This window comes from Apilactobacillus quenuiae (assembly GCF_002994005.1).
Taxonomy (GTDB): Bacteria; Bacillota; Bacilli; order Lactobacillales; family Lactobacillaceae; genus Apilactobacillus; species Apilactobacillus quenuiae.
The window spans coordinates 72,665-96,662 of record NZ_POSN01000003.1 but is presented as its reverse complement, the minus strand read 5'-3'; the positions used below and the strand labels follow the sequence as shown (position 1 = coordinate 96,662).

General features: G+C 29.1%; 21 protein-coding genes. 16 read left to right on the top strand and 5 right to left on the bottom strand.

Annotated elements, in window-relative coordinates:
- The first annotated feature begins 56 nt into the window (after nucleotides 1-56).
- Entirely contained in the window at nucleotides 57-2,978 is a 2,922-nt protein-coding gene (locus C7N44_RS04610) for a mucin-binding protein (protein WP_105956743.1), read from the top strand.
- A gap of 290 nt (nucleotides 2,979-3,268) precedes the next feature.
- The gene (locus C7N44_RS04605) at nucleotides 3,269-4,810 is read left to right on the top strand and encodes an Ig-like domain-containing protein (RefSeq protein ID WP_105956742.1); all 1,542 of its coding nucleotides are present in this window, start codon (nucleotides 3,269-3,271) and stop codon (nucleotides 4,808-4,810) included.
- Nucleotides 4,811-4,840: 30 nt separating this feature from the next.
- Here C7N44_RS04605 and C7N44_RS04600 read toward each other — a convergent pair whose 3' ends face one another.
- The 4 genes from C7N44_RS04600 to C7N44_RS04585 form a co-directional block, all read right to left on the bottom strand.
- Complete coding sequence (locus C7N44_RS04600; protein ID WP_105956741.1) at nucleotides 4,841-5,479, bottom strand: class A sortase; 639 nt, start codon at nucleotides 5,477-5,479, stop codon at nucleotides 4,841-4,843.
- A 145-nt stretch (nucleotides 5,480-5,624) separates the two neighbouring features.
- Entirely contained in the window at nucleotides 5,625-6,806 is a 1,182-nt protein-coding gene (locus tag C7N44_RS04595; protein ID WP_157945043.1) for a glycosyltransferase family 2 protein, read from the bottom strand.
- An 80-nt stretch (nucleotides 6,807-6,886) separates the two neighbouring features.
- The gene (locus C7N44_RS04590) at nucleotides 6,887-7,630 is read right to left on the bottom strand and encodes a helix-turn-helix domain-containing protein (RefSeq protein ID WP_105956739.1); all 744 of its coding nucleotides are present in this window, start codon (nucleotides 7,628-7,630) and stop codon (nucleotides 6,887-6,889) included.
- Nucleotides 7,631-7,952: 322 nt separating this feature from the next.
- The gene (locus C7N44_RS04585) at nucleotides 7,953-8,858 is read right to left on the bottom strand and encodes an ROK family protein (protein ID WP_157945042.1); all 906 of its coding nucleotides are present in this window, start codon (nucleotides 8,856-8,858) and stop codon (nucleotides 7,953-7,955) included.
- A gap of 200 nt (nucleotides 8,859-9,058) precedes the next feature.
- On the opposite strand from C7N44_RS04585, the gene C7N44_RS04580 reads away from it, so the two are divergent.
- The 3 genes from C7N44_RS04580 (at nucleotide 9,059) to C7N44_RS04570 (ending at nucleotide 12,123) form a co-directional block, all read left to right on the top strand.
- On the top strand, nucleotides 9,059-9,952 hold the full coding sequence (locus C7N44_RS04580) for an ROK family protein (RefSeq protein ID WP_105956737.1): 894 nt from the start codon (nucleotides 9,059-9,061) through the stop codon (nucleotides 9,950-9,952).
- Between the two features lie 14 nt (nucleotides 9,953-9,966).
- On the top strand, nucleotides 9,967-11,316 hold the full coding sequence (locus C7N44_RS04575; protein WP_105956736.1) for a glucose-6-phosphate isomerase: 1,350 nt from the start codon (nucleotides 9,967-9,969) through the stop codon (nucleotides 11,314-11,316).
- 168 nt (nucleotides 11,317-11,484) lie between these two features.
- Nucleotides 11,485-12,123, top strand: coding sequence for a hypothetical protein (locus C7N44_RS04570; RefSeq protein WP_105956735.1), 639 nt, complete (start codon nucleotides 11,485-11,487; stop codon nucleotides 12,121-12,123).
- Between the two features lie 335 nt (nucleotides 12,124-12,458).
- On the opposite strand, the gene C7N44_RS04565 is transcribed toward C7N44_RS04570, so the two are convergent.
- Nucleotides 12,459-14,204 (bottom strand): MFS transporter, encoded by a 1,746-nt coding sequence (locus C7N44_RS04565; protein WP_105956734.1) that lies wholly within the window; start codon nucleotides 14,202-14,204, stop codon nucleotides 12,459-12,461.
- 184 nt (nucleotides 14,205-14,388) lie between these two features.
- On the opposite strand from C7N44_RS04565, the gene C7N44_RS04560 reads away from it, so the two are divergent.
- From C7N44_RS04560 to C7N44_RS04520, 11 genes are all read left to right on the top strand, one after another.
- The gene (locus C7N44_RS04560) at nucleotides 14,389-14,943 is read left to right on the top strand and encodes a TetR/AcrR family transcriptional regulator (protein ID WP_105956733.1); all 555 of its coding nucleotides are present in this window, start codon (nucleotides 14,389-14,391) and stop codon (nucleotides 14,941-14,943) included.
- Between the two features lie 123 nt (nucleotides 14,944-15,066).
- Nucleotides 15,067-15,423 (top strand): hypothetical protein, encoded by a 357-nt coding sequence (locus tag C7N44_RS04555; protein ID WP_105956732.1) that lies wholly within the window; start codon nucleotides 15,067-15,069, stop codon nucleotides 15,421-15,423.
- Between the two features lie 12 nt (nucleotides 15,424-15,435).
- On the top strand, nucleotides 15,436-15,741 hold the full coding sequence (locus tag C7N44_RS04550) for a hypothetical protein (RefSeq protein ID WP_105956731.1): 306 nt from the start codon (nucleotides 15,436-15,438) through the stop codon (nucleotides 15,739-15,741).
- Nucleotides 15,742-15,953: 212 nt separating this feature from the next.
- The gene (locus C7N44_RS04545) at nucleotides 15,954-18,479 is read left to right on the top strand and encodes a M1 family metallopeptidase (protein WP_105956730.1); all 2,526 of its coding nucleotides are present in this window, start codon (nucleotides 15,954-15,956) and stop codon (nucleotides 18,477-18,479) included.
- Nucleotides 18,480-18,615: 136 nt separating this feature from the next.
- A complete protein-coding gene (locus C7N44_RS04540; protein ID WP_105956729.1) occupies nucleotides 18,616-19,602 on the top strand; it encodes a D-alanyl-D-alanine carboxypeptidase family protein in 987 nt (328 codons plus the stop codon).
- 122 nt (nucleotides 19,603-19,724) lie between these two features.
- Nucleotides 19,725-19,883, top strand: coding sequence for a hypothetical protein (locus C7N44_RS08010; RefSeq protein WP_157945041.1), 159 nt, complete (start codon nucleotides 19,725-19,727; stop codon nucleotides 19,881-19,883).
- Nucleotides 19,884-20,281: 398 nt separating this feature from the next.
- The gene (locus C7N44_RS08005) at nucleotides 20,282-20,422 is read left to right on the top strand and encodes a hypothetical protein (RefSeq protein ID WP_157945040.1); all 141 of its coding nucleotides are present in this window, start codon (nucleotides 20,282-20,284) and stop codon (nucleotides 20,420-20,422) included.
- Between the two features lie 143 nt (nucleotides 20,423-20,565).
- Nucleotides 20,566-20,883, top strand: coding sequence for a PadR family transcriptional regulator (locus C7N44_RS04535; protein ID WP_105956728.1), 318 nt, complete (start codon nucleotides 20,566-20,568; stop codon nucleotides 20,881-20,883).
- Nucleotides 20,876-21,448: a DUF1700 domain-containing protein gene (locus C7N44_RS04530; protein ID WP_105956727.1), complete on the top strand. Its 573-nt coding sequence runs from the start codon at nucleotides 20,876-20,878 to the stop codon at nucleotides 21,446-21,448. The genes C7N44_RS04535 and C7N44_RS04530 overlap by 8 nt, the downstream gene beginning before the upstream one ends.
- A complete protein-coding gene (locus C7N44_RS04525) occupies nucleotides 21,448-22,434 on the top strand; it encodes a DUF4097 family beta strand repeat-containing protein (RefSeq protein ID WP_105956726.1) in 987 nt (328 codons plus the stop codon). The genes C7N44_RS04530 and C7N44_RS04525 overlap by 1 nt, the downstream gene beginning before the upstream one ends.
- A gap of 101 nt (nucleotides 22,435-22,535) precedes the next feature.
- A complete protein-coding gene (locus tag C7N44_RS04520; protein ID WP_105956725.1) occupies nucleotides 22,536-23,984 on the top strand; it encodes a sucrose-6-phosphate hydrolase in 1,449 nt (482 codons plus the stop codon).
- The last annotated feature ends 14 nt before the right edge of the window (nucleotides 23,985-23,998 follow it).

Sequence of the window (23,998 nt, the reverse complement as noted above, 5' to 3'; positions counted from 1 at the left end):
AATTTATGTTATTATACTTAATTAAATAACCTTAATATGAAAGGGTATGTATTATTATGCAATATAGAGAAAATCAATTTAATAATAAAAAATGGGTGATTGCTTCTGTTTCTATGCTTTCGGTCATAGGATTTTACTTTTTATCTAATGGGCCTACACCTATTAAAGCGGAAGCCGCAACAAATATTGCGCCCAATTCTGCAAGTGCAGCAAATGGYCAAGGAGCATCAGGTGCAGCAAATGGYCAAGGAGCATCAGGTGCRGCAAATGGTCAAGGAGCATCAGGTGCAGCAAATGGTCAAGGAGCATCRGGTGCAGCAAATGGTCAAGGAACATCAAGCACATTAGATGTTCAAGGTACGCCAAATAAACTAAGTGCAAACAGTTCACTTGGTAGTGTATTAAGTCAAAAAAATGCTACAACAGAATTGCAAGATAATAAAAATGTTAGTTCTGCAACTTCATTATCAATTCCATCTTCTAAAGATAAATCCTTGTCACCTAATAATGTTAAACAAACTTATGGATTAACTTTGTCTAATAATAATCAAAATAATATCAATAACTTAAAGGTTAATGTTAATATTTCAGATCCTAATCAAGTTTCAGATGTTCAATATGATTCTAATATTTTTCATGAATATAAAAGTGGTGGTAATTATACATTTACAGCAAGCCAATATCCACCTGTACAATCTAATATTGTTTTTAAATTGACTACTAGATCACAAGAGGATAATGATAATGTTCAACCCGTAACCATTGATGGGAATTATAGTTATGAGGGTAGTTCAAATAATGCTATACCTGATCAGGTATATTATGTTCACAACATTCCTAAAGGAGCTTCACAAGGTGGCGTAGGATATCCTAATTATTTAGTTCAGGGTGATGAATTTGAATATACTAATGCTAATCCTAAATATGCTAATGCTAATACCGCTGCACTTGGAGCTGATAGTAGTAACATTCATTTGTTCTATGATTTAAATTCATCTAAAGTTGATGGGGATTACTATCAGACCTTTGAAGCTGTTAATAATTCAAAACCAAACTCTCTAGAATTTTCTTCTGATAATTATAAAATTGATACCTCCTCAACAAGAGCGATTATTCGAAGTAATGATGGTAAGTATAATTATGTTATTGATCCTCAAAATAATATTACTATTTATAATACAGACGGTAGCAAGGTTAGTAATGAAGAATTGTCTAGTAATAAGAATATTAATAATGAAAAGCCTCTAATTAATTGGGATATAGTTAATGATCATCAAGTGAATATTAGCCGTGCTAATTCATATGGCTCAATTTATTATTTGATAAATCATGTTTTAGTTGATGCTCATAATGAGACAGACGCATTAAAAGCAAATGTTGAAGTACAATCAAGCGCAACTTATGATGGTGGTAATCATTCACTTAGCGAATCTGGTAGATTTGTTAATGTTCCAGAAAATTATACTAATGGATATCCCTTTATCTCTGGAGTTGCAGATAAAACAATCGATTTAACTACTAATCAACCAACTTATAGCTGGAGTCCAAAAAACGATATTAGCAGTGGAATTGTAACTGCAAGAGTATACAATAAAAATATTGCTGAACCTAGATTTAGCAGTCTCCAATTTAATGAACCTTCTAGTAATCTTCCTAAAAATGGAGTATTTGATAAACCTGGTGTTTATACTGTTACTTATAGTATACAAACTGCTCCTGATGGAAGAGGATATATAGAAGGTGGTGGTACAGCAAATATTAATAATCAAAATCCTAAGGTAACACAAACAATCACTGTTATAAAAACTATTAATAATTACGTTAATTATTATGATGATACATCAAATAAATTGATTAAGACTGATACATTAACTGGAAGTCAGGGAAGCTCAATCAACTATGTTCCTGATAGCTCAATTTTGAATGATTCAAGATATAAGTTTAATAAATTGACTAGTAGTCCTTTGAGTAGTAGTTCAATCACCTTAAATAAAGAAAATGATAGATACACATTACATTTTGCTCATAATATCAGTCATTCTTTAGAACAAAAAGATGTTACAGCTACTGTAAAATATCTAACTGTAGATGGAAAAGAAATTGCTCCTAACGATGAACAAAAATTATCATTTAGTAGAGATGTTGCACATGATCCAGTAAATAATACAGATACTTATGGTCAATGGAATCCCAACAATAATATTTTTAACCAAGTTACTTCACCTCAGATTGTTAACTATAGCCCAGATAAAACAGTTATTGCATCAATTCCTAACATAAGTGGTGATTCTTCTAATATTGTAAATTACGTTACTTATCGTTTAGTGAATAATGGTAGTGATGTTTCACCATCAACACCTAATACAAATGATAATAATGGTTCTAATTCTCAGATACCAAATGCAAATGATGACAATTCTAATCCACAAAGTCCTAATAATCATATTAAGCCTGATCATTCAAATCCAAATAAACATGACTCACATAAAAAGTATCATGGTATAATCGGCAAAAGGATTTATGCTATTAAGGGTTTAAATATGTATAGAAAAAATTATTTTATTTATAAATATAAAATACATGGATTCAATAAACATATCAGAATAAATAGACCTATGTTTAAAGTAATTGATTATGCTAGATCATCTAAGGGAAACTTAAGATATAAGGTTATTAGAATTAGTCCTTATACAAATAGAATTATGCATGGACGCAATAGCATTGGCTATATTACAGCTAGAAGAAACTATGTCACTAAGCTTTATTATGAAAAAAAAGTTAGAAAAATCAAAATTATTGCTAAAGGTATAAATGAATACAAACATTTAAATCTAACTAAAAAAGTTCGTGGCTATAAGAAAAATACAATTTTAAAAGTTAAGTCTGTTCGTAAAATGGGCACTATTTATAGACTTAAAATATATAATAATGATTATATAACTGCTAATAAACGTTATGTTAAAATCATTAATAAATAAATTTAACATTAAACTATCTATAATTTTGAAAAGATAAATAAAAGCACTTTCGATATATTATTATTTTAATAATATAATTTGAAAGTGCTTTTTGTATAGACCTATGTTTTCCTAATATTTTATTTATTAAATATATCTATTCTATAATTAGCCATTATTATAATTTTAAAAAATAAGAATCTTTGTTTATCTATTAATTTTGATTTTATTTCAAAAAGTATACAAAGTAACACATTCAATAAAAATATATACTTTATTTGTACAAAATATATTTTGAAAGGAATGATTTTTTGAAAAAAGTTATTAAAATTGCTGCTGCATCATTACCAATTACATTTGCAGGGTCATTTTTCATGATGAGTGGTAATGCACATGCAGATGAAATTAATAGTAATAGTTTAACTAACTATACCTATAATATAAAGGATAGTTCAAATAATGATGTTACTCAAAGCAATTCATTAGATAAATATTCTGACTATACAATTAGTCGATCTTTTTCAATTAGCGATAGTATATCGATCAAAAATGGTGATTATGTATATATAAGCTTACCGGATAATGTTAATTCTACTAGGAATAATAGTTTTTCTGTTAAGAATACTAGTGGAGCAGTCATTGGAAATTTCACTGCCGAAGCCGGTCAAAGAGTAGGAAAGTTAACATTTACTGACCAAAATTATAATGATTTAAAAAATAAATCAATTAATATCGTTGAATCAGTTAAAGGGATGAAAGATAATTCCATCACTGACAATAGTTGGATGATTAACAAATACGGATGGATTTCTCATGATGATCCCAACAAAATTATTTGGAATATCAACTTTAATCCATCCAATAAGACCATTAGTAATGTACAAATATCAGATACTTTAAGTTCTAATCAAACCTATTTAGGAAATGTTAGTGCTACTTTAGGCCACGTAGATACAAGTAATGACAACCAATTTATTTCTGATAATCAAAATGTTCCAGTTAATGTAAGTAATAATAATGGTAAACTTCAGTTTAGTATTAATAATGGTGGATCAATTAACAAGGATGTTAGCTTAGTTTATGAAACTAAGATGAATCAATCTAGTGAAAATAATTTAAGCGATGCTACTAATAATGCCACTATTTCTGCACAATATAATAATGGTAATGCAAGTGATAATGGTAATCCTAGTTTCATAAGCCAATCATCTAATGCACGTATTTTAGCAGGTGGATATGGAACTGCGAACGGTAATAATAACAATCAAACTAATCAAAATTCACAACCAAATGATGACAATAAGGGGACTACGGTTCCTAAAAATAATAATCAACCAGACACTAACAATAGTTCTAATACATTAGTACCATCATCAAATAACGATAATAATCAAAATAATAGTAACGTTAATCCTCCAGTTAATTCTAACCAGAATACGGTTCAATTAAATAACAATAATCAATCACCTGATGAACATATTACTAATACTTTAAAGAAACCTGATAACCTATTAAAAAATAAAACTAACAACAGCCAATTACCTAAAAACCACATTACTGATGTTTTAAAGACACCTAATAATCTATTAAAAAATAATACCAATAGTAATCCAACACCAAGTAATGATGGAAAAGATACTGTTAAACAAGAATGGACATATAAAAAGAATGTTGATAACCATCCTAAGGCTAAACCCATTGAACAACATCACGAGCCAAATTTATTTGTTAATAAACAATCAAATAAATTACCACAAACTGGTGCAAGTGATAATAGTAAATTATCAATACTTGGAGCTTTAATGATCGCTATTTCTTCAATTGCTTTTGCTATTTTTAAGAAGCGCTATTAATTAAAATGATTCTATATTATAAATATAGAATCATTTTTTGTAGTCATATATTTTATCCAAATTTCCTCTAATCATAATTCGATTAGTTTCACCAGGATTACCAGTTGCACAAGTTATTAATGTAATAACAGGCTTTTTACTATTCTCATTAATCCATTTAGTTTGGTATTCATTAATAATTTTTTTAAGCTTGATTTTGTATCGATAAATATGAATTCCATTAGTGATGTAAATTGAATGATTAACGTTCACCTTTGATAACGGTCCAAATAATAAGTTGTTATCTTTCATATGATGGCCAGCTAAAGTATAATTATTTAATCCCATTTTTTGGCCCTTGATCATAGTTCCGACGCCAGATAGTAAATTATTATTTGCCAATCCTAAATATATGGGCAATTTAATATTTACAGATGGAATAGATATTTTTCCAATCGGTGTATTTTCATTGTCCTTATTAATCACTGCTTTAAAAACACTGGTTGTATCCACATTTTTAACATTGTCAAAATTATATACAGCTTTTTGTTTATTCTTATGTATATTTTGCTTTAGACTATTAGTAGTCATGGTAATAATCATATGATTTGCAATACTTTGATTAAATAATAGCAACATTCCAACTACCGCAGTTATGATAATAAAGGTATATCCTAATTTTTTCTTCATGTGTTCAGTCCTTTCATATATTAATTCATATTTAAGTTATACTTTTTTATGCCTTTTTTCCTCTTATAATAATATATATTAATTCATATTAGTTTACTGATTTATTTAAAAATACGCCTCCAAATTATATTGGAAGCGTATTTTTTTAATTTGGATGATCTGTTTTATCCCACTTAAGATTATTGGTTAAAATATTTTTAATACTTATAATTGGAATGAAAAAGGTTATTAAATTTACAATTGAAAAGCTGATCGAAAAATATAAAGTCTCTGTTAATGAAATCTTTTTTTGATCAGTATGAATAATGAAAATGCGATATGAATTAGCAATCCCAATATTTAAGATGAACCATATTAAAATTAATGTAAAAAAAGAGTGATTAGATTGAGGAAATATAATTAATAATCTAATTTGTATTATTAAAGATAAAAGATTAAAAAAGTTAATGAAAATATAAGCAAATGGGGTAATGGCATTAATAGTTAAAGCAAATTTTTGCAATCTTTTCACGTTATGCGATTTATAGACTGCTAATAAAAAATGTGAACATTGAATACCACCAGTACACCATCTTACCCGTTGCTTTATATACTTTTTAATACTTGTCACTGCTTGCTGTTTAACTACAGCTTTTTCAGTAAAGTAACAGTGATATCCCTTTAGTAGTCCTCTTAATGTGAATTCCATATCTTCTAACAATGAATTTCCCCATTGCACATCTAATGCCATTTTAAGGGTTACAAATTGTCCATTGCCAGATGCAATTCCATCACCATAATTGTTACGAGCAATTTGTGCTTTTCGGTTTAGACCACCAAATTCAAAATCTTGTGCTTTTTCTACCATATTATTGGTATTGAGCATTTGAACCGCACTTTGAATCATGTCATATCTATTAGATTTATCATCATATAATTTGATAATATGATGAAAATCCTTAAATTGCATGATTCCGTCAGCATCAATTACACCAATAATATTATTCCTTCGATGATCACAAATAGCATTAATAAAATTTACACCACAATTCAGCACTGCACCTTTGCCACAATGTTTATCCTTATTAGAAGTCTGAATCACATAAGCTGATGTTCTTTTTGCTTCATTCAAGGTCTGATCATTGGAACAATCATCAATAACTACAATTTGTGCGTTAATATTACCAATCTTACATAATTTATGTAATTCATTTTGCAGCCTAATAACGGTATTTTTAATAACTGCAGCCTCATTTAGAGCTGGAATAATAATCCAGAGCGTATATTTACCGTCTATTTTGTTATCAACTTTTAATGTTTCCTTATTTACATGAAACTTATTTAGCAACAAGTAAATAATGTTAAATATATACACTATATAAAATAAAACGGAAAACTTAAGTATTATAACTATCATAATTTATATTTTTATATATTCTTTTTGTAAATGTCCTTAATGTTAGTATTGAATAAAGTCTTTGCTTTTTGACGTAATATATCAGGACTATCAATTTTATTATTGGATAACCAAACAGATATTAAGTCAACGCCAATATTAATGGTAATCTCAATAGCAATTGTGTTTTGTTCATATCCAGCAAAAAAAGGGGTAAACAATCTTAGATATTCCTTTTTTAAATATTGTGTCCAGATACCACTGATATTTTCCTTGGTATATAGGAAATGTAGTAAGTCTTTTCGCTTATATAAAACATCCACAATAATATACATGAAAAATTCTATGATATCTTCTTCTTTATTCACTCTTCTTTGTTCATAAATTTCTTTTTTTATTTTTTCATCAACGGTTTTAAAAATAAAATAAATTAAATCTTTGTCTTTATCGAATTTAGAATGAACTTGACTAGTAGTTAATGAAGAGTATTCAACAATATATTTTAAAGTAGGTTCTTTGCCATCTTTTAATATTTTTAAAAATGCATCGATAATAATATCATCATATTGATTATTATCTTTATCTAACGCTAAGATATCATCAATTGAAATGTTAAATTCTTTTGCAATAATAATTAATGTTTCAATATTAGGGGAACTTTTATCACGTTCCCAATTAGATACCGATTGGTAGGAGGAATAGATTCTTTCAGCTAGCTCCTCTTGTGTTAGACCATTTTGTTGTCTTATCTTTTTTAATTGTTTACCCAGTTTCATAAAATAACACCTTTCATAACTCGCTAAATAATAATTTCAAAAACATTTGTATTAGAAATTACATTTTTTAGCCATAAATAATAATACCACGCTCATATTTTAAGAAAAGCATATTGTTTTTGAATTATTTTGAAAATTGTTTCAACAAAAATTTAGTATTCATTGCTTGAATTGTACTAGATAAAATGGTAGAAGATTTATTTTTGCTTAAAAAGAAAGACAACTATTTTCTTAGTTGTCTCCTCACTTTATTTATTATAAATTTCTTATTATATTTTTTAATATATTAGCATAGCACAAGATTAAATATATAAATAATTAATCACTTTGCATATATATTTGCATCAGAATAGTAAATCTTTTTTGCTAATGCAGTATTACCAATGATAGATAGTTTTGTGCTTGAGTTTGAAGGTGTAGTAATATAATTGTTTAAATTATTATTATCGCCAACACTTAAATATCCATTAAATAGTTTTTGAAATTGTTCTTTTATTTTTTGTATTTCGATTTTATTAATAATATCGCCACCAATAATGATTTTTTGTGGCCTAATTAAAAGAGTAGATTGTATTGCTGATTGTGCAATATAGTATGCAACAATATCCCAAATAGGATTAAACATTGAAATTTCTTTATAGCTTTTATTGAAGCGAGCTTGAAATGCTGACTCAGAAACTAATCCTTCTAAACAGTCACCTTGGTATGGGCAAGTCCCCTTAAAGACTTGATCCTTAGGATGCCTCTTTGGATAGATATGACCAATTTCAGGGCTACCTTTATACCCAACTAATTCACCAGCATTAACGATGCCAGCACCAACGCCCTTACTGATGGTCATATATACCAATGACATAACGGGATTGTTCTGCAATACTGAAAAGATATATTCACCATAAGCAGTACTATTAACATCAGTTGTAAATGACATTGGAACTTTTAAGTGCTTTTTTAAAGTACCTAATAAATTGATATTAGACCAATTTGGCCTTGATGAATCAGTAATGTAACCATAGTTAGGTGCATAGTTTCTTAATTCTAATGGACCAAATGAAGATATTCCGATTGCTTTTACTTCAGTGACATTTTTAAAATATTTAATAACGTTACTGAGCGTTTCATTAGGTGTGTTTAACGGGAAATCAACTTTATCCTTAATATTCATTTGATTATCACTAATGGCACATGTTACATCGTGATCGCGTAATTCAATGCTTCCTAATAGCATAGTAATCCCTCTTTTCATTTTTACATGAAACTTGTAGACAATTAAAAAATACCACTTTATGAAACCGTTTACAACAGTTTTGGTTAATATTTGTTGTAAGCGATTACAGAAAGTGCTATCTTTATCTTGTAGCCTAAACTACAAAAATGATAAAGATATTACAATGAAATTATATATTGTGATTATACGAGGTGATTTTAATGTTATTTGGCAGTATTGAAGCTGGGGGCACTAAATTTGTGTGTGCAATTGGTGATGAAAATTACAACATTAAAGATAGTATCCATATTCCAACAACAACTCCTGAAGAAACACTTGGAAAATGTGTAGAATATTTTCAAAAGTTTATTGATATTAAAGCGATTGGAATTGCTTCATTTGGACCGATTGAAGTAAGGGTTGATAATCCTAAATATGGTTATATTACAGATACACCTAAGAAACATTGGTCTAATACTAACTTTTTAGGCACAATGAAAAAGTATTTTGATATTCCAATGTATTGGACAACTGATGTTAATGGATCTGCCTATGGTGAATACATTACCTCGATTAAAAATCACAAGCCAATCCATTCATTGGTTTATTACACAATTGGAACTGGTGTAGGAGCTGGAATTGTTGATAATGGACACTTTTTAGGATATGTCGGACATCCCGAAGCTGGACATGTTAGATTAAAAAGAGCTAAGGGCGATGAAGATTTTAAGGGTGTTTGCCCATATCATGGTGACTGTTTAGAAGGTTTGGCTTCAGGACCGACTTTTAATGCGCGCACTGGTAAAAATGGTAAAGATGTACCATTAACCGATCCATCATGGGACTATGTAGCATATTATGTTGCGCAAGCAGTAGTGCAAGCAACACTTTTTGTAAGACCTGAGCGAATTATCTTAGGCGGTGGGGTTGTTAGCGAACCATTTTTGGATATGGTTAGAAAACATTTTAAGAAGATTTTTAATAACTATTTAGCAATTGATGATTTAAATGAGTATATTCAAATGCCCCAAGTTCCACATAATGGTTCAGCAACAGTAGGAAACTTTTCGCTTGCTTTAAAACAGTATTATAAAGAAAATATTGTTAAAATTTAATTGGGGTGAAAATAATGACAAATATAAAATTTGATACTTCTGCATTAAGAAATTTTGTTAATGAAAATGAATTAAATGAAATTAAACCCATGTTAAATACTGCTCGCGACGAGTTGTTAGATGGCACGGGTGTTGAATCGAAAATGCGTCAATGGATGACACTACCTAAAGATTATGATAGAGAAGAGTTTTCAAGAATCAAAACAGCTGCTAAAAAGATCAAAGCAAATTCTAAATACTTAATTGTAATTGGGATTGGTGGATCATATTTAGGTGCTAAAATGGCGCTAGATTTTCTGCATGATAATTTCTACGAATCATTATCAGCTGATCAACGTGAATATCCACATGTTATTTTTGCAGGTAATTCAATTAGTGGTTCATATGTTAAAGACCTGATTAAATTAATTGGTGACAAAGACTTTTCTGTAAATGTAATTTCTAAGTCTGGAACTACTACGGAACCATCCATTGCTTTTAGAATTTTTAGAAAACTATTAATTGATAAATATGGAAAAAGTGAAGCTAATAGTCGTATCTATGTTACAACGGATGCTAACAATGGGGCGTTAAGGCAGGAAGTTAGTGAAAATGGTTATGAATCATTTGTTATTCCCGATGGAATTGGTGGTCGTTATTCAGTTCTTTCTGCAGTGGGGCTATTACCAATTGCTGTATCTGGTGCTGATATTGATGAACTTATGCAAGGTGCTGCTGAGGCCCAAGAAAATTATTCTAATTCTTCACTAGAAGATAATTCTGCTCTACAATATGCTGCTTATCGCAATATCTTGTATCGTAAGGGCTATACTAATGAAATTTTAGAAAATTATGAGCCCAATTTACGTTTCTTAGCTGAATGGTGGAAGCAATTAGCTGGTGAAACTGAGGGCAAAGATAATAAAGGAATTTATCCTAGTTCTGCTAACTTTTCAACTGACTTACATTCACTAGGTCAATATATCCAACAAGGTATGCGTAATTTAATGGAAACAGTAGTTAAGATTGATCATCCTAAGTCAGATGTGGATATTCCAATCATAGGCAATAATAATGATGGAATTCAATATCTGGAAGGCAAATCTATGAATTATGTTAATGATAAAGCTTTTCAAAGTGTAATTATTGCACATACTAATGGTGGTGTTCCCAACATGATTATTAATTTAAAAGATCAAAGTGAATATAGTTTGGGAACTTTAATTTATTTCTTTGAATTTGCGATTGCTGTATCTGGGTATTTGAACGGCATTAATCCATTTAATCAACCAGGTGTTGAAGATTATAAGCAAAATATGTTTGCGTTGTTAGGTAAACCTGGATATGAGAATTTAAAAAATAAAATTGAAAATGATAATAATTGATATTTTTGAAAAGGAACTTATTTTGTAAGTGTCTTTTTATATTCATATTTATATCTGATTGTCAAGCAATTGCACTTGTGGTATTATGATTATTGTTATACAAATAATCTTAATATAATAAAATGTTAATTATTTATTTATATTAAAATAGGGAGAAAAAATCATACCATGAAGAAAATCATTATAGCTTTATTTATCGCAGTGGGCACTGCATCTGTTTTTGCTTATAATAGCAACAAAACAGAAGCATCTGCTAAGTTAGCACCTTGGTCACAACAACAAGTATCAGCTGATACTGCTGCCCAGCCAACTCAATTACGACTAAATAGTAATCATGAAGTTTATTATCAATATTCAGGTTATCAATATGCAGCACAAAAAAAGATTTGGCAAAATGCAATTAAAAATTGGAACCGTTTAGGTGTTATTAAGATTGTTCCTAATAAACATGATGGTAAAGCTACAGTGATTAATCTACATGTTGATAATCCTTATGATGATGCAAATGATGATTTACCAGAATCTGATAGTCAACAAGTAGAAGGAATGACAATTAGTCATTTTGATAATGACGGACGTAACGTTACATGTTATCTTACTGGAACTACTTTCTTTAATTCATCAAAGACTAATTCACAAATTGCTACTCATGAAATGGGACATGCATTAGGCTTTGATCATGACAGTCGTCAAATTCATCATCGCTACTTTATTATGCATGCTGATAGTATTCGTACCCATGAATTTAAACTAGGTAATTATGAAAAACGCACTTTACAACATTACTATAAAGATCAATTAAACTAATAAAAAAGGTGGAAAGAATATAATTCTTTTCACCTTTTTACTATATTATATGCTTTTTTCAAAATGTTTTTGGTATATTTCTCAACTTATATAATATTTTACGGCTTTGCATTTAATTATAAAATATAAGAAATATATATAATTTGAGGAGATATTAGATGAAAATAAAAACAAAATTATTTAAATTCTTTGTTTTTTTGATAGTAACATTCATTAGCTATCAATTATTAGGATGCATGAGCGTTGATTGGAATGCTTATTTTAGAAGCTTTATATCACTTTCCTTAGGATTATTTTTAGTGAGGCAATTGTTAATCAATAACTAAAATATTTATTTAATATTTTTTCTTATTAAATTTGAATATTGGAACAACTAACAATGAAATAATAGGGATTGATAGCATAACCTTATAAACATCTAAGAAGGATTTATTCAATTGATGCTTTGCATGATGCTTAATTTTGTGCAATAAGTTATTTATTTTATGATTATCCTTTCGTAAGGTCTCATTAATTTTTTGATTAACTTTTTGTGCAATTATTCCCTTTAACTTTGTTTTCATCGCTTGAGGAATTTTACTTTCTGGAATGTTATTTTTGAATGCAATTAATACAAGTTTTTCGTTATAAACATCGTTAATTTTTGCTTCACGTTGTTTTTGTGATATTCTTTCGCCATTAAAAGATACTGAATTTTTAACGTTAGTGACATTATTACTATTAGGATTTAGTTTATGTTCTAACTTATGATTAATTTTTTTTTGAATAGCGGTGGACAAATTTAGATTAGTAACTTGGCTTTTAGCGTAGTTAAGTGTGTTTTGTTTAGCATTTCTAACGTTTCCTGATAATACTGTCATAAATGTAGCTATGGCTAGGACGATTCCGACTTGTCTTAAAACATTAGCTACACTTTGTGAACTAGTCAATAAGCTGCCTTTAAAATCTGCAACTGCCAAAATATTTGCGGTTGCAGCAACCATTCCATAACCTATACCTAAGACGATCGCACCAATTAATAATTGATGGTAGTTTTTGCTTACATTCATTATAGATAGAAAGTAGTATCCAATGGCAATCATTATAAATCCAGCACCGATAAATAACTTTTTATTTAATTTTTTAACTAATAGTGATGAAATAATGGTAGCAAACATTACAGCAATTGAATATGGAGTAATCAGTAAAGCGGCGTTTAGTTCACTTTGACCATGAATTCTAGTTAAAAAAGTTGGAATTAGTGCGGCAAAGCCACCTAATAAGAAGTTAGCTAAAATTAAAGCTAAACTTGCACCGTTAAAGTTTCTACTTTTAAACAAATACATATCAATCATAGGATGGGAACTCTTTAGTTCAACAATAAGAAACAAAATAAATGCTCCAGCTGATCCTATGAATAGAGAAATAGTTAATAAAGACGACCAACCCCAGTTGTTGCCTTGCACTAAGCCAAGTGACAATGCAAATAGAGTTATCATACTTAAAATGGAACCAATATAATCAATTTTTGCATTATTGGTTTTTTCATTATGCATTGGTAAGATGCATGCAAAAATAATTAAAGCAATTATTACTAGTGGTACATTGATGTAAAATGCCCAACGCCAACTTAAATATTGAGCAATAGTACCACCAAAACTTGGTCCAATTGCTACTGCTAGTCCTTGGGAACCGGCAAGTGCAGCAACCACTTTATTTCTATTTTTAACACTAAAATGTGAAATACCAATGACCATGCTAGTCGGAATAATAGCTGCAGCACCAACACTTTGAATGATTCTAGCACATAACATGATTGGTAAATTTGATGAAAAACCTGATAGAAAAGATCCAGTTCCAAATACAATTAAACCAATAAATACAAATTTATTTTGTCCGATTTTTTCTGCTAATCTACCAAAAGGAATGATTAATGTTGCAAAGACAATGGTATATACATTGATGGTCCATGATAAATTTTCTAAACTTTGATTAAAAGCTGTTTGAATATCTGGTAACAAAATAGTCATTATTGAAACATCCATCATACACAATATGGTGGCTAACATTAAAACTGGCAAAATGAATTTTTTCTTTATCATATTGATAACCTCTTTTTTAATTCATTTTGAATTTATACATGTGTAAAAACTCAGATGCGCATCAATGTCACACTTGTGTATCAATTCATTTTTAACTATAATGTCGTTAATAAATTAAGTCAATATAATCAGCATAAGTGCCACAATTTAGTGACTTGTGTGACATAATAAGGAGAAAAAATATATGAATGGAAAAGAAAAAGTTTCAGAAATGTCTAAAACATGGTTAATAAAATCTTTATTTCAACTAATGAATGAAGGGGATTATGATGACATTACAGTTACCAATATTTCTGATAAAGCTGATTTAGCTCGCAGAACTTTTTACCGATATTTTAAAAATAAAAATGATTTATTAGATTATTACTATAATGAGACAATCAATGAATATTTTGCTGAGTTAAATAATTTGATAACTAGTAATAAGAAAATATCATTCGATATGGTTTTACAAACATTTTTTGAATTTTTTTGGAATAAAAGGGATGAAACTAGAACTTTAATCAAGCAAGGCTTATTTTTTAATCTATTTCTAAAATCATCAGCTAATCTTAAAAGTATTTATAAAAATGTTGATATGCCTTGGCATATTAACAATGATGATGAAAAAATACAATATGTACTTAACTTCTTTATTGGTGGCTATATGAATATTATTAGTCGTTGGTTAATGAAGAAAGAACCAGAAAGTTCAAAAGAAATTAGTAAAATAGTTTACGATGCTATTAAGAAAATGTAAGTTTGACCAATATTTATATTTAAACTAATGTAATTTCTAAAGGAGAGATAAAATATTGATTATATTATTTTTGTTTCATGTGTAACAATTGTATTATTGTTTCTTTTTTTCATGGTGTGTTTTTTGTATAAAGGTCATCACTTTGCTTTAGGAACGTTACTTTTAATTTGTACTTTATTTGCATCTTACGTAATGTATATTGTCGGATCATTTCAAATTGTACAATATCAAGCCGAATCAACTGTTAATCAAGAACTTAATTCTGATGGTGTAAACAGACATGCATTAAATAATACATACACTAGAAAATATTTAGCTAATCATAAAACATTTAAAGCTAAAATCAACGGTGAAGTTGATTATTATAATAAAGTTTTTGCTGGGGCTTTTCTTGTTAATAATAATGCTGCTGATATTACAGTTAAATCAATTAATGGTAGCCTTCATATTGATAAAATGAAAATTTATAAGAAAAATTAGAGATGAATTTTTATGTATAGAATTAAGAATAAAAATTTGGAAATCCTGATATGTACATTAATTTCTTGGTCTTTTATTATTGGCCTATTAGTTCAACTAGAACTTTTATATGAAACTAGCGAATTATTGGGGACCACAATGTCGATTGTTTGGTTGATTGCAAATATGTATTTAATAGGATTCTATATTGTGCATGATGCTTTAGATAAAAATACTAAAACACCTTCTTCTCGTATATTTCTAGCAGGACAAGGTATTACGATGCTATTTTCATATTTAGTTTTGATGGCAATGGTGGGTTCTCCTGGGTGTATGTAGTAAACTTGAATAAAGGTATCTATGATTAAGATATTATATTAATCTTTATGTGATACATGGAAAAAGCAATCTGAATTTATTTGGATTGCTTTTTAGTAGTTATTAATAGCATTTGATAAATACATCTTATACAATATAAATAATGGCTTAGTGCTATAAAATAGTATATAATTAAAAATAAATTAAAATAAGATTAAAAGCGGGAGGATTTTATGGAACAAATTAAAAGGTTATATAGTCGATTCCAACCAGAACATTACGATGTTTATTTATATGTTAATCGTGAAGAAAAGACTATTTCTGGTAAAACTACAATTCAAGGTAATGCCTCTGATCAAAAAATTTCTGTTCATCAAAAAGGGTTAAAAGTAAATGCCGTTAAAGCAGATGCTGATGACTTAGCTTATGATGTTGATGATGATAATGAAATGATTAATATTCAGTTACCCGGCGCAGGAGCAGTTGAATTTTCCATTGAATATACTGCTACTTTAACTGATTCAATGATGGGCATTTATCCATCATACTATGAAGTTAATGGTGAAACTAAAGAATTAGTGGGAACTCAATTTGAAACTAATTTTGCACGTCAAGCATTCCCTTGTGTTGATGAACCAGAAGCTAAAGCTAAATTTAATTTGGCCATTAAATTTGATGAAAAACCAGGTGAAATGGCAATTTCTAATATGCCTGAAATTAATGTTGAAGATGGCGTTCATTACTTTGACGAAACAGTTCGCATGTCAACTTACTTAGTTGCATTTGCTTTTGGTGATATGCAAAGTAAAATGACTGAAACTAAAAGTGGGGTTAAAGTTGGTGTTTTTGCAACTAAAGCCCATAAATCAAATGAATTAGATTTTGCTTTAGATATTGCAAAACGTGCAATCGAATTTTATGAAGACTTTTATCAAACTCCATATCCACTACCACATTCTTGGCAATTAGCACTACCTGACTTTTCAGCTGGTGCAATGGAAAACTGGGGCTTAGTAACTTATCGTGAAGCCTTATTATTAATTGATCCTGATAATACATCATTATCAACTAAACAATTAGTGGCTACTGTTATTACCCATGAATTAGCTCATCAATGGTTTGGTGATTTAGTAACGATGAGATGGTGGGATGATTTATGGTTAAATGAAAGTTTTGCTAACATGATGGAATATGTATCAGTTGATGCATTAGAACCTGATTGGCATATCTGGGAAACTTTCCAAACTTCAGAAGCTCCCGCAGCCTTGCAACGAGATGCAATTGATGGGGTTCAATCAGTCCATGTTCAAGTTAATCATCCAGCAGAAATTGATGCATTGTTTGATCCAGCGATTGTTTATGCTAAAGGTGCTCGGATGTTAGTTATGGTGAGAGCTTTAATCGGTGATGATGCATTAAGAACAGGATTAAAGAATTATTTTGCTGCGCATAAATATAATAATGCTACTGGTAACGATTTGTGGGATGCATTAGGTGCTGCTTCAGGAATTGATTTAGCCAACATCATGCAATCATGGCTAGAACAACCTGGTTATCCAGTTGTTTCAGCAATTGTTGATGAAGGGCATTTGAAATTAACACAAAAACAATTCTTTATTGGTGATGGTAATGATAAAGAACGTATCTGGCAAATCCCATTAAATAGTAATTATGATGAAGCGCCTGAAATCTTCAAAGATAATCATGTTGATTTAGGTAATTATGATGAATTACGTCAAAAGAATGGTAAACCTTTCCGTATTAATGTCGGTAACAACTCTCATTTTATTGTGAAATATGATGAATCATTATTGAATGATATTTTAGAACATGCAGATGAATTAAATTCAATTGATAAAATGCAAATTTTACAAGACTTACGTTTATTAGCTGAAAGTCGTTATATTTCATATGCATCTGTCATTCCAGTATTATCTAAGTTTGCTGATAGTCATTCTAATGTGGTCAATGATGCATTATACCGTTTAGCATTTAATTTAAGAAAATTTGTTAAGCCAGCATCTAAAGAAGAAAAGAACTTAAAACACTTTATGAACCAATTAAGTGTTGATCAAGTTCAACGTTTAGGATGGGATAGTAAAGATGGTGAATCTAATGATGACCAATTAACTCGTCCGTTGATCCTTCATGCATCACTATATGCTGAAAATGAAGACACAATGGATAAAGCCCATACAATCTTTGAAGCTAATAAGGATGATTTAATTGGTTTACCAGCTGATACCCGTGTATTGATACTATCTAATGAGATTAGAAACTTTAACGATATGGACTTGTTTGAAGATTTATTAGATGATTATCGTCATACCGCTGATCCAAGTTACAAGTCTGATATTGCTGCATCGTTAACTTCAACCAAAGATCCTAAGTTACTGGCAATCATTGTTGCTAACTTTGAAGACAGTAATACAATTAAACCTCAAGATTTACGTTCATGGTTTAGAGGAGTTCTTGCTAATAATGATGGCCAACAATTTGCTTGGGATTGGATTCGTAACGAATGGCAATGGTTAGAAGATACAGTTGGTGGTGATATGGAATTCGCATCATTTATTACTGTCACTGCTGGTATTTTCCACACACGTGCTCGTTTTGATGAATTTACTGAATTCTTTGGTCCTAAAGTTGATAATCCAGGACTAACTCGTGAAATTAAGATGGATACTAAATCTATTGATACTCGAGTTGATTTAGTTGAAGCAGAACAACAAGCAGTTAATGATAAATTATCTGAATAATAACTAAAAGTACTGATATATTTATCAGTACTTTTTTTAATATTTAATAACCTAAATGTAACAATTTGTAAACGCACTACCTCTTGAAAAATAGTACTATATAGTTAGTATTGATATTTAGAGAGGTGTCATAGTAATGAATTTTAAATGGATGAAAAAAACATTATTAGTTACATTGAGTTTAGTGACCTTAGGAGCTACTGCTAATGGGATTACTGCTAGTGCTAGTTCTTATAATACTCAAATGAATAATAATGCTAAAACTGCAAAGGCTGCTTATGCATTTGATATGAATGATGGACATGTTTTTTATCGTAAAAATGCTTATAGTAAACTTCCAGTAGCTTCAACTGCTAAATTAATGACTTTATATTTAGCAATTCAAAAAGCACAAAGTATGAGAAATGGTTGGAATCAAAAGATTACCATGCCCAAGAATCTTGCTAATATGAGTCATAATCGTTCTTTGGGCAGTTATAAATTAGTTGCAGGCAAACAATACACTGTGAATAACTTGTACCGTGCGACGGTTATTGCTTCATCTAACAGTGCAGCGATTGCTTTAGGACAATGGGTTGCTGGTTCTAATACCAACTTTATTAAGAAGATGAATCAACAAGCTAGAGACTGGGGATTAGGTCGTCAAGCAACTTTTGTTTCGGCTTCTGGTCTTGAAAACTCAGATTTATATGGATATGGAATTAGATATGGTGGATATTATTCCTACAATAAACTTAGTGCTAAAGCTTTAGGAATTATTGCTTCTAATGTATTAAAAATATATCCAGATATTGTAAATACATCTAAGCTTTATAGAGCTAAACAAAATGGTCAATGGATGCACAATACAAATGAATTATTGAAGGGTGGATTAAGATACTATCCTGAACTACATGTTGATGGTTTAAAGACAGGTTATACACCTTTAGCTGGTAATACTTTAGTAAGTACTAGTCAGTTGCCGGGCAAAGATCGAGTAATTATTGTTACTTTAAATGATCGTTTTAGTGCTTATAGTCAATCGAAGATGTATAAGGCTATTTATAAGTATTCACCATATTTTAATCAAACTGATACAAATAGACAAAGAACAAATGATAGCACGCCTGCAATGGCACAATAAATCTATAATTAAGAGCTGATAATTTATCAGCTCTTTTTTTATAAAAAATTGAGCATAACTATTGCATTAAAAAATAATGAGAGTATTATGAGGATAATCTTAATCGATAGGAGGAGATAAATATGATTAAGAATAATAAAAATCGCTTAAAGTTGTTGCACTTGGTAATGCAAAAAATTAAATTACCTACGGGTATTTACAAAGATGATATGAGAAGTATTTTTAATTATATTGACGTCTCGACTACTCGATTGGATAAGTTGAAGCGTTCCTTTAATTAAATTTCTTTAATTATTAAAGGGGATGTTACTATGAAGAATAAAAATTTAAATTTGTATATTAACATTGAAATTTCTGGTAAACGTTTGGATCGCTTAAAGCGTTAGTTTTATATAAAATCATTTAGGAGATGGTTAATATGACTAGAAAAAATCTGAATTTTAAATCTAACATTAGAAGTTTATCAATTATTTCAAAAGAAGCTCTGAAAAGACGTGATCGTCTAAAGCGTTAACTTAATTATGGTGAGTTACGTTATTAGGAGATGATTAATATGGAAAGATGTTTAAATCAATTCAAATATAAATCATTTAAAATTAAAAATGATACATTTTCTGAACACTTAGCTCGTTTAAAGCACTGATTATAAATATATTTAATCAGTAAGGGAGATGGTATCATGATTAAAAATTTAAACTTAAATTCAAGTAAACATGCTTTACCAATTGGTGTATATAAAGATGGAAAGGGTAATGTATTTATCAATTCATTTAATAATTACATTACTAATTCTATTAAAGTAGAATTACCCCCAACTTAAATTAAAAATGGTGTTGTTCGTGATATACGAATAGCACCATTTTTATTTGGAATAAACAGATTTATTGAAAATAACATATCATGATGTATAATATATTATATTAAATATAATATTAAAAAATACATAAAAAGAGGTGTTAATTAATGGCACTTAAAGTTACAACTGAATTATTAGATGGGTGTGTACTGGGTGTTTTAAGTAAAGATGATTATTATGGTTATGCTTTAACTCAAAAAATTCAAGAGAGCATCTCAGTATCAAGTTCTACTATTTATCCAGTTATGCGGAGACTGAAAAAGCAAGGATTAGTAACTGTTTATGATTCTCCTTATCAGGGTAGAAATCGTAGATATTATAGAATTACTAGTGATGGCAACAGAGAATTATCTATATTAAAAGAGAATTGGGAAAATTTTAAAATAAATATTGATTATCTAATGGGGGAAAATAATAATGATTAAATATATTGATGAATTAAAACAATATTTATCTTCTCTTAATGAGGATGAATATTCAAATGTAATAAAATATTATAGTGAATTTTTGGAAGATGGAGGTTTTTCTAAATATGAAGACTGTGTTAGAGAACTTGGATCTCCAAAAAACTTATCGAAAAATATTTTAAATGGTTTTGGATTAGATACTAACAAAGATATAAATCAAGAATCTCGTCACATTGATTGGTGGGTTATATTATTAATGATTTTAGCATCTCCATTTCTATTAAGCTTTGTCATTATTGTTATTAGCATTGTATTCTCTATTTTAATTACTATTTTTAGTTTATTGTTCGGTCTGTTTTTCGGTGGAATTATTGGAGTTATATCAGGAATTATATATATTTTTGATAGTATGCAAATCGCTTTAATGCAAATTGGTATATCAATTTTTTCAATTGGATTAGCAGTTATTTTGACTCCATCTTGTTATAAACTTTGCATAGGAATTTATAAATTAACTGTTAAATGTTGTATTTCTTTATTTAATAGTATTTTTCATAAAAGTTATAATAAGGAGGTTGCATAATGAAAAAATATATTAAAATAGCAATAATTTTACTAACTTCTGGATTAGTATTATTCCTTATCGGATTTACAACCAATGGATTTTCAATGCCTAAATCAAATGAAACAGTAAACGGAAAAATTACCCAAAGATATACCAAAAATTTGGACAAATTTAATGCAATTGATATTAATAGTAATATACCAATTAATATAAAACAAAGTTCGAATCCCAAAATTTCTGTAGAACTAAATAAAACACAAGATGTTAACTATAACGTTGATGATGGTGTGTTAAAAATTAATGGAAATGGTAATGAATGGTATCATAATTTCTTTAGAATAGGTTTCCTAAATAATTTTAATCGTAAAAATTCAACTAACATTACTTTATATGTACCTGACAAAGAATCTTTAAAATATATAAATCAAAGTGAAAAACATTCTAGAATCAATATTTCAGATATAACAGTTGAAAAGCCATTAAAACTTAATTCAGTTAATAGTATTTATAATGTTAAAGCTCCAAGTATAGATGTTGAATCATCAAATAATGATATGAGTATTGAACATAGTTCTTTTAATGATGATAATAGCTATATTGAAGCGGATAATGGAGATTCTTATATATATAGCAATACATTTCAAAAGCTTAATATTGAAAGTGAAAATGGCGATATGTCAATCAGAAATAACAAATCTGTTAGAGGATTTAGTAAATTAGAAAATGAAAATGGCGATATTGATCTTGGAAATAATAGTTGGTATTCATTAGAACTATCAAATGAAAATGGCGATATCACATTTGGACATCAAGATATTAAGCACATATTTAATGCTGATTCTGAAAATGGTGATATTGAGGGTGAAATTAATTCTAAAGACAATGCAAACATTCATACTTCTTCAGAAAATGGTGATAGTACTGTTATGCCAGGATTGAGTCACTCTAACTCTCCAAAAAAATATAAGTTTACTAATGAAAATGGTGATGTAACTATTCAATAAAATTGCTATTTAGTCAAAATAAAAGCTAATATGACCTCACTTTGTTAAACTTTAGGTAGTAAATATTTTAGATTCATTTTTAATAAAGTGAGGTCATTATTATGGATAAAAAGTATTGGACACTGGAAAGATTGGATCGCTTGTATAAAGATTGGGATCCTAAGGTATTAACTGATTTGAAGGCTAAAATTGAAAAATCAAATTGGCGCTTAGGTTATCATATTCAAACTGAAACTGGTTTGTTAAATGATCCTAATGGCTTTTCATATTTTAATAATCAATGGCATTTATTTTTCCAAGCATTTCCATACGGTGGTGTGCATGGTTTAAAAAGTTGGACTCATATGGTTTCTTCTGATTTAGTAAATTGGAAAAATGTTAATAAGCCAATGATTCCAGATCGCTACTATGATCGTCATGGCTGTTATTCAGGAAGCGCTATTAATATCGATGATAAATTATTCTTAATGTACACTGGAAATGTTTTTGAAGATGATGATGAATATCGTCGTCATCCATATCAAGATGGTGCTTGGATGGATAAAGATAATAATATTGAAAAATTATCAGAACCATTAATTGATGACGCACCATCTGGAATCACCGGTCATTTTAGAGACCCACAAATCTTAAAACATGGTGATTACTACTATGCTATTTTGGGTGCGCAAAATATTGATAATGAAGGTAAAATTTTAACTTATCGTTCTAAGCATGTTGATAAAGGCTGGAAATTTTATAAGAAAATGGATGTGGGTCATGATAATCTTGGCTATATGGCTGAATGTCCTAACCTAGGCTTTATTGATGGTAAAGTTGTATTGATTTTCTGTCCCCAAGGTGCTGATGATACTAAGTTTAGTTATGATAACGTTCATCCGAACGCTTATATCACTGCTGATGATTTTGATTGGGAAAACATGAAATTAATTAACCCATCAGCAATGCATCAAGTTGATGATGGATTTGACTTTTATGCTACTCAATTATTTAATGCTCCTGATGGTAGGCTATTAGAATCAGCATGGATTGGTTTACCAGACACTGAATATCTTTCAGATGATGAAGGCTGGGAAGGTTCATTGACGATGGTTCGTGAACTACACATCAAAGATGGTCGATTGATTCAAACACCAGTTAGAGAAAATGATACATTAATTGGTGATGAAGTTAGTGTTGAAAATGATATGCAATTAGATAAACAAAGTTTAATTAAGTTCAACGTTGAAGCTGACAAAGATAATGAAATGTTAATTGATTCAGATGACAGTTATCTAAAACTATCTTTTGATAAAGAGTCACATAACTTAAAATTAAATCGTAAAAATATTGGTGAAGATGAAACAAGTCGTAGTATTTTACTAGGTTCATCTAGTTTCCACAATTGTTCGATTTATTTTGATAATACCGTCTTTGAAATCTATATTAATGATGGTCAAAGAACAATGACTGGAACTTTCTTTCATGACGGTAAACATTTAAAACTTAAATTTAATAATTTAGCTAATTTAACCGTAAATAAATTAGCTAATATTGGTATTAATGCCTAAAAAAAGATTCTTGT